A 7,029-nucleotide genomic window follows, 5' to 3' on the forward strand; every position below is an offset into this window, starting at 1 on the left:
CCGCCACCGTGGCCGCCGCCGCGCCGGCTACCCCCATGCCCGCCGGCCCCACCAGCAGCCAGTCGCCGGCGATGTTCACCGCGCAGGCGATAGCGACCGACAACAGCGGGATCCGCGAGTTGCCCATGCCGCGAAAGACGCTGCCCAGCACGTTGTACGCCACTATGAACGGCGCGCCGGCGCTGCAGATCTTCACGTAGCTCAGCGCGCTGCCGAACGCCGCTGGGGGCGTACGCATGGCCAGAACGCAGTAATAGGCCAGCCACTGCATGGCGACCGCCATCACCGCGCCAATCGCCGCGAACAGACAAATCGAAGCCCTACCACCGCCCCTATTTCGTCGGAGCGCCCTTCGCCGAACTTCTGCCCGAGCAGCACCGTCGTGCCCAGCGACAGGCCCGTGACCACGATCGTCAGACTCTGCATGACCGTTCCGCCCGTCGAGGCCGCGGCGATGTCCGAGGCCGGACAGAACCAGCCCACGATCATCATGTCCACCGCGCCGTACAGCATCTGCAAAAACAACGCCGCCAGCACCGGCAGCGCGAACCCCATCAGCGGCCCGAAAATGGGCCCGCGCGTGAAGTCGTGATTCATCCTCACCGTCCAACGCCCCCAATCAAAAAAAGCCGGATAAGCCGCAGGCATCCCAGCCCGCCATCTTATCCGGCTTTATCGTTTCTTCAGAACGACAAACCTCCGATGAACGCCCGTTTTATAACACTTTTGCACGGCAAAATCAAGATCCTGTCGGAAGAAATACTGAATCTTGTGCCGCCGCGTTGCAGGGGAAAATGTAAGACCGAACGAGCGGCGCCAAATTGGCGGCTCATTTGTTCCGTGCGACGCAAAATTGCGCCGCGCGCGTATTTGGAATAAGGAACGCGCCAATCAGACTCATTACGAAGTCGGTAAAAAGTACGCCAAACGATCGCGCTCCCTATCTCCTCCACGTATCGGGCACGAACAGCAGCAGCACGGTGGTGAGCTCCAGACGGCCGACGAGCATGGCGAAGGCCAGGGCCCATTTGCCGGCGGCGGGGACGGAGGCGTAGTTGCTGGCGGGGCCGAAGGCGCCCAGCCCGGGGCCGACGTTGCTGACGCAGGCCAGCGCGCCTGAAAAGGACGAAAGCAGGTCGATGCCGAGAGCGGCCAAAAACAGGCTGACGGCGATGAGGATAACGATGTAGCACACGAAAAACGAGAGCACTGTGCTGACCACTCGGCTCTCCTGCGGCTTGCCGTTGACGCGCACGCAGAGCACGCGGTGCGGCTGGAGCGAGCGGATCATGTCGTTTTTGGCGTGGCGCGCGGCGATCATGAAGCGCACGACCTTGATGCCGCCCGAGGTGGATCCGGCGCAGCCGCCGACGAGCATGATCGCCAGCAGCACCATCTGGACGAAGTACGGCCACTGCAACGTATCGGTGACCATGAATCCGGTCGTGGTCATCAGCGTCACCGTCTGAAAGGCGGCGTGGCGCACCGCCCGCCCCGGCGGCATATCCAGCCCGCTCCACAGGGCCGAGCAGGCGACGGCGGCCGCCACGGCAAGGATGATGACGCCGTACCAGCGGAACTCGTCGTCTTTGAAATACGCGCCGAAGCTGCCGCGCAGGAACAGATAGTGCAGCGAAAAGTTGACGCCGGCCAGAAACGTGAACGCGGTGACGACCCATTCGACGGCCGGGCTGCGGAAGTGGGCGATGCTGTCGTTGTAGATGGAGAACCCGCCGGTGGCGACGGTGGCGAATGCGTGCGTGACGCCCTCGTAAAACGAAGCGCCGCACAGCATCAGCGCGCCGACTTCCAGCGCGGTAAGGAAGATATAGATCTCCCACAGGATCGCGGCGGTCTGCTGCAGGCGGGGCGTGAGTTTTTCCGGCAGCGGCCCCGGCGATTCGGCCTTGAAAAGCTGCATGCCGCCGCCGCCGATGAAGGGCAGGATCGTCAGGCTGAGGACGATAATGCCCATGCCGCCGAGCCAGTGCGTGAGCGCGCGCCAGAGCAGGATGCCGCGGGGATTCTCCTCGATGTTGGAAAGGATGGACGCTCCCGTGGTCGTGAAGCCCGACATGGCCTCGAAGAACGCGTCGGTGAAGTTCGCCGTCGTGCCGTGGAGCACGTAAGGCAGCGCGCCGATGGCGGAGGCCACGACCCACGAGAAGGAGACGATGGCGAACGCCTCGCGCACGCCGATGTCGCTGTGGCCGGGAGCGTTTTTGCGCGAAGGGCGCGTGGTCAGCGCCAGCGCGACGCAGGCGGCCAGCGAGAAAAGCGCGCAGCGCAGCAGCACGGCGGCGTCGGGAGTGCCGTCGAACCATGCCCAGGCGGCGGGCAGGAACATGCTGCCGGAGACGATCGAACCGATCAGCGAGAGCACGAAGAGGACGACGCGGAAATTCATGACTGATCGACCTTGAAGAAGCGCATCGCCTCGGGCATCATCTCGGCCATGGCGAAGACGGAGATTACGTCGCCTTCCAGCAGCGTTTCCGCGCCGCCGGGCACGAGGTACTTGCCGCCTCGCTTGATGATGGCGATGAGGATGCCCTTGCGCAGATTCAAATCCATGATGCGTTTGCCGACGGCGGGATTGCCGGGACGCAGCAGGAACTCGAGCATCTCCGCGCCGATGCGGTCGATCAGCGAGAGCATGCCGGCCGAATTGGGATAGCGGATGTAGCGCAGGAACGTGGACGCCAGCGTCTTGTTGGGATTGACGAGCACGTCCACGGGCAGCTTGCCTTCGAGATCCTCGTACACGTCCTTGCGCACGACGGCGATGGTTTTCACGTCTTCTTGCACGTTGGCCAGCGCGGCGATGATCACGTTCATCTCGTCGTTGGACGTGGCGGCCACGACTCCGTTGGCCTTGTCCACGCCGAGCTGGAGCATCAGATCCTTGTCCATGCCGTCGCCGTTGATGACCTTCACGTCGGGGAACTCGCGGGCCAGACGCGCGCATTTTTCCAGATCCTTTTCGACCAGCGTCGTCTCCACGCGCGGCACGTTGGAGCTGAGACGGTGCGCCAGATTGGTCCCCAGCTTGCCGCCGCCGACGATGATGACGCGCGACAGCCGTTTGTGATGCTCCACGTCGAACAGCCGCATCAGCGACGGCACGCGCTCGTGCAGCGTCACGGCGAAGCACAGGTCGCCCTCGCGCGCCGTCCAGTCGCCGGAGGGCACGAAGCCGTCGTCGCCACGTTCCACGTAGACGATGATGGCCCCCAGCCCCGGATACTTGACGCCCAGCTCGCGCAGGCTCATGCCGCAGATCGGCGAATCGGCCTCGACGCGGAACGCGAAGCTGCCGGCGCGGCCGTTGAACAGCTCCGACGAATGGACGGCGGCGTTGAAGCGCAGCAGCGACGCGATCTCGCGCGACAGCGAACGTTCCGGCGAAGCCAGCACGTCGATGCCGAGGTCTTCGGCCCAGTCGGGCGTGTCGGTGAATTCCAAATCCCTGACGCGCGCCAGCACTTGCCGCACGCCGGCGCGTTTGCCCAGCCAGCAGGCCATCAGGTTCGTCTCGTCGCGATCGGTGCAGGCGATCAGCGCGTCCACATCGCCGCCTTTGACGACGCCGGCCTTTTCCAGCACGGCGGGACGCGCGCCGTTGCCGCGGACGACGCTGACGTCCTGTTCCTCTTCGAGACGGGCGGCGGTCTCGGCGTCGCGCTCGATGATCACCACGTCCCGCCCTTCGGCGGACAGGGTGCGCGCCACCGTATACCCCACGTTGCCCGCGCCTACGACCACTATCTTCATGATCTCACGCTCCTGCGCCGCAGCGGAAAAAACCGCTTCGCGGCGTTCTTTTCTTTGTAATATCAGACAGTTCGGGAACTCCGGTTCAGATTATAGCATAGAGCGACTGCGCCGACGAAGAGGCGGCGCTTGAAGCGGAAAAATTTTTGTAAAAAAATCCCCTCGCCGCGGCGAGAGGATTTTTTTGCGCGAATCAAGCCGTTTTCTTTTTTGTGCGGAGCGCGGGCAGCAGGAGCAGGACGATCAGCGCCCACAGCGCGAGGCAGAGCGGGCGCGTGAAGAAGATCGCCGGCGAGCCGTTGGAGATCGCCAGCGCGCCGCCGAAGCCTTCTTCGGTGATGCGCCCGAGGATCAGACCCAGCACCACCGCGCCGAGGTCGAAACCCATGCGGTGCAGGAAGTAGCCGCCGACGCCGAAAGCCAGCATCGTCCAGACGTCGAACATCATGTTGCGCATCGCGAAGCTGCCCACCACCGAAAGCACGGCGATGGCCGGCACCAGCAGCGAGTTGGGCGCCGTGGAGATCTTGGCAAAAAACGGCGCCAGATAGATGCCGAGGAACAGGAACACGATATTGGCGAGGAACAGCGAGAGAATGAAGCCGTAGGTGATCGTGCCGTACTTGCTGAACAGCTCCGGCCCGGGGATCAGGTTGTTGATCGTCAGGCCGCCCATCAGGCAGGCCGCCACCGAATTGCCGGGAATGCCCAGCGTCAGCATCGGCACCAGCGAACCGCCGACGCAGCCGTTGTTGGCGCTCTCCGACGCGGCTACGCCCTTGGGGTTGCCGCGCCCGAATGATTCCGGCTCCCTGTCGAGCGACTTGGCCGTGTTGTAGGAGATGAAGGCCGAGATCGTCGCGCCCGCGCCGGGGAGCATGCCGACGATCGTGCCGATGACGCCGCCGCGCGCGATCGTCGGCGCCAGCCCCTTGGGCAGCTTGTTGTCCTTCAGCGTCGAAACGTCGGCCGCCAGCTCCTGCACGATGCTGGCCTCGCCGGTCAGGTCGAGCAGCTGGCTGACCGAGAACAGGCCGATCAGCGCGGGGATGTCCTTGACGCCGTCGAACAGCTCCGGCACGCTGCCGGCGAAGCGCGGATAGGCGTCCATCGGATCCATGCCGATCGAAGCGATCAGCAGACCGATCACGCCCGAGATCAGCCCCTTGATCAGATTGCCGCTCGTCAGCGTGACGATGCTCGTCAGCCCCATGACGGCGAGCAGGAAGTTCTCCGGCGGCCCGAAGCGCAGCGAGAACTTGGCCAGCACCGGCGCCACCAGCAGCAGCGCCAGCGTGGAGATGATGCCGCCCCAGAAGCTGGCCACCGTGGCGATCGTGATCGCCACGCCGCCTTTGCCCTTGCGGGTCATCGGGTAGCCGTCGAGCGCCGTGGCCGCCGCGGCCGGAGTGCCGGGCGTGGACAGCAGGATCGACGAGATCGCGCCGCCGAACATGCCGCCGGAATAGACGCCGCCCATCAGCGCCAGACCGACGACGGGATTCATGCCGAACGTGACGGGGATCAGCAGCGCCACGGCCATCGTCGCCGTCAGACCGGGAATGGCGCCGATGATGACGCCTCCCAGCGTGCCCGCGACGATGGCGAGCAGAGGCGCGGGAGCGAACAGGCTCAGCGCCGCTTGAGTGATCATTTCCATGGTCAGCACGCCTCCCTACAAAAGCGCCAGGGCCGCTTTGGCCTTGGCGAGCGAACCTGGCACGTCGGCGAACGTGAATTCCTCGAAAATCCCCAACGGCACCGGCACGCCGAGAAAGCGCACGAACACGCCGTACACCAGCGCCAGCAGCGCGGCCGTGCTGACGACCAGCAGCAGCGGCCGGCGCAGCCCCAGCAGGAACGCGAGGACGAGCATGTAAACGGCGCTGGCCGCATAAAATCCGATGTATTTGAGCGACAGCACATAGACGAGCGTCAGCGCCACCGTGGCGGTAAACGCTCCGGGCGCTTTCACCCACTGCGGCCTGCCGGTTTCCCCGCCGCATAGGGACGCGACGATCAGCAGCGCGCACAAAAACGCCATGACCGCCAGCAGAAACTTGACGTACTGCGAGGCGTGCACGGCGTATGCCGGAAACTTGAGAACTTCGGAATAGATGGCGCCGGCGAGGAAGATCCCCGCGGCGCCGGAAAGGATGCTGACCGTTTTCTTGTTCATGAGGATTCGGATGTCTGCGACGAAAATTTACCAGGGCGCGACTTCGTACGCTTTGTCGGTCGCCGCCTGCAGAGCTTCGAGATACGCCTTGTACGACTCGCCGTTCATCTCGTTGATCAGCAGCACGCCCTTGGCGGCCGCCTGGAACTCCGGATCGGCGATCGTCTTGGTGAACATCTCGCGGATCTTGGCGAGAGCTTCCGCGTCCATGCCGGCGGGAGCGGCAAAACCGCGCGACGAGTCGGAGACCATCGTCGGATAGCCGAGCTCGGCCGTGCAGGGCACGTCGGGCATCATGTCGCTGCGCTTGTCCGCCATCACGGCCAGGCAGCGCATCTCACCGGAGCGGACCTGCGCCTCGACCTGGGAGACGTTCATGAAACCCACCGTGACGTGTCCGCCCATCACGTTGGCCTTGGCTGCGGACGAGCCCTTGGAGGGCACGGGACGCAGCTTGATGCCGAGAGCCTCTTCCGTGGCCAGGCGGGCGAAATCGTCGTCGCCGCCGGGGCCGGATGTGGACGCCGTGCAGTTTTCGTTGTTCTTGACGTATTCGGCCAGCCCCTTCAGATCCATGATCGGGCTGTTGCCGGGCACGACGATCGCGCCCGGATCGGTGACGAGATTGCCGACGTAGTCAAAGCTTGCCAGCGTGTACTGCGCGCGCTTGGCGGAGACGTGGGCCGTCAGGTGCGGCGTGTAGAGACAGCCGAACGTGTAGCCGTCCTTCTTGGCGTTGGCGATGGCCTGGAATCCGATCTGGCCGCCGGCGCCCGGCAGGTTGTCGATCACCATCGGCGCGCCCAGATACTTCTCGCCGAACTTGGCCAGCAGGCGGGCCATCGTGTCGGTGCCGCCGCCCGCCTCGGAGGGGACGATCACGTGCACCGGCTTTTCGGGATAGGCGGCCGCGCCGGCGCAGCCCACCACAGCGGCGAAAGCAAGTGCAGCAAACAGTTTCTTCATAAAACGATCACTCCGTTCTTTGGATATGATGTTGGTGAAACAAACCGCTTCCCCATTGTACAATTCAGAGAGTTTTTTTTCAAAGGAAAGTTGACGGAAAAAAGAATTTC

The 7,029-nt window shown here is 64.2% G+C and carries 5 protein-coding genes and 1 pseudogene; all 6 read right to left on the reverse strand.

What is annotated here, in order from left to right:
• Positions 1 to 648 (reverse strand): annotated as a pseudogene (locus HMPREF7215_RS14055) (MATE family efflux transporter); the annotation flags it as partial.
• A 292-nt stretch (positions 649 to 940) separates the two neighbouring features.
• Complete coding sequence (locus tag HMPREF7215_RS05745; RefSeq protein ID WP_009164766.1) at positions 941 to 2,407, reverse strand: TrkH family potassium uptake protein; 1,467 nt, start codon at positions 2,405 to 2,407, stop codon at positions 941 to 943.
• A complete protein-coding gene (gene trkA / locus HMPREF7215_RS05750; protein ID WP_009164767.1) occupies positions 2,404 to 3,774 on the reverse strand; it encodes a Trk system potassium transporter TrkA in 1,371 nt (456 codons plus the stop codon). The genes HMPREF7215_RS05745 and trkA overlap by 4 nt, the downstream gene beginning before the upstream one ends.
• A 193-nt stretch (positions 3,775 to 3,967) precedes the next feature.
• Positions 3,968 to 5,434 carry a tripartite tricarboxylate transporter permease gene (locus HMPREF7215_RS05755; RefSeq protein WP_009164769.1) on the reverse strand — a complete coding sequence of 489 codons (1,467 nt, stop codon included), beginning with the start codon at positions 5,432 to 5,434 and terminating at the stop codon, positions 3,968 to 3,970.
• A 15-nt stretch (positions 5,435 to 5,449) separates the two neighbouring features.
• Entirely contained in the window at positions 5,450 to 5,953 is a 504-nt protein-coding gene (locus HMPREF7215_RS05760) for a tripartite tricarboxylate transporter TctB family protein (protein WP_009164770.1), read from the reverse strand.
• A 27-nt stretch (positions 5,954 to 5,980) separates the two neighbouring features.
• Positions 5,981 to 6,919, reverse strand: a complete 939-nt coding sequence (locus HMPREF7215_RS05765; RefSeq protein WP_040550644.1) for a tripartite tricarboxylate transporter substrate binding protein — start codon at positions 6,917 to 6,919, stop codon at positions 5,981 to 5,983.
• Positions 6,920 to 7,029: the final 110 nt, after the last annotated feature.

This window comes from Pyramidobacter piscolens W5455 (genome assembly GCF_000177335.1).
Classification (GTDB): Bacteria; Synergistota; Synergistia; order Synergistales; family Dethiosulfovibrionaceae; genus Pyramidobacter; species Pyramidobacter piscolens.

What these genes read in the sequence shown, in the direction of transcription:
- trkA (WP_009164767.1), bottom strand. Translation starts at nt 3,774, where the DNA reads ATGAAGATAGTGGTCGTAGGCGCGGGCAACGTGGGGTATACGGTGGCG.
- HMPREF7215_RS05745 (WP_009164766.1), bottom strand. Translation starts at nt 2,407, where the DNA reads ATGAATTTCCGCGTCGTCCTCTTCGTGCTCTCGCTGATCGGTTCGATC.
- HMPREF7215_RS05760 (WP_009164770.1), bottom strand. Translation starts at nt 5,953, where the DNA reads ATGAACAAGAAAACGGTCAGCATCCTTTCCGGCGCCGCGGGGATCTTC.
- HMPREF7215_RS05765 (WP_040550644.1), bottom strand. Translation starts at nt 6,919, where the DNA reads ATGAAGAAACTGTTTGCTGCACTTGCTTTCGCCGCTGTGGTGGGCTGC.
- HMPREF7215_RS05755 (WP_009164769.1), bottom strand. Translation starts at nt 5,434, where the DNA reads ATGGAAATGATCACTCAAGCGGCGCTGAGCCTGTTCGCTCCCGCGCCT.